Below are 549 nucleotides of genomic sequence, written 5' to 3' on the forward strand. Positions count from 1 at the left end.
CGCCATATCATCTATTGAACCGCTGCCGGTAAGCATGGCGCATGAATTGAGCATTATCTGGAGAAACTCGGAGCTCCCCGCAGTGTATATTGTAAAATCCATGCTTCCCCCTTATGAGCCACTGCTCTGATTGCTCGACCCTTGATACAAGTGTCCACCATCGTCGGGCGGGCTCATCTCCATCATGCTGGATGCATCAGCGTCGGCGTCTTTATCTTTAAGACTCACCTGGATGTACTGGTCGTACTGGCTTCTGATGTCAGCCCTGGCGGATCGCAGACTTTTAAGGTTCTGCTTTGCGTTGGGCATATCTGAACTCGTAACTCCTGCTTCCGCAACGCCAAGTAGCATTACAATTAGGTTATAACTCGACTGAGCTGCGATCGTAGTCGCGTACTTATTCAAATAGTCGTAACCAGCTTGCGCCCCGCTCTTCTGAACGATTCTGACGAGGTTTACACCGATACGGCTAGAACCAAGGTAGCCGATATGCGCATCATCTCCCGGCGACAGCACGCCATTCGCAATATGCTCGAGAACTTGATTATT

The 549-nt window shown here is 50.3% G+C and carries 1 protein-coding gene; it reads right to left on the reverse strand.

What is annotated here, in order from left to right:
* Nucleotides 1-111: 111 nt before the first annotated feature.
* Nucleotides 112-549: hypothetical protein (locus tag FAS41_RS31005; protein WP_171049606.1), on the reverse strand; the 438-nt coding region annotated here is incomplete at its 5' end.

It is taken from the genome of Pseudomonas nicosulfuronedens, from assembly GCF_005877905.1.
In the GTDB taxonomy this organism is placed as follows: Bacteria; Pseudomonadota; Gammaproteobacteria; order Pseudomonadales; family Pseudomonadaceae; genus Pseudomonas; species Pseudomonas nicosulfuronedens.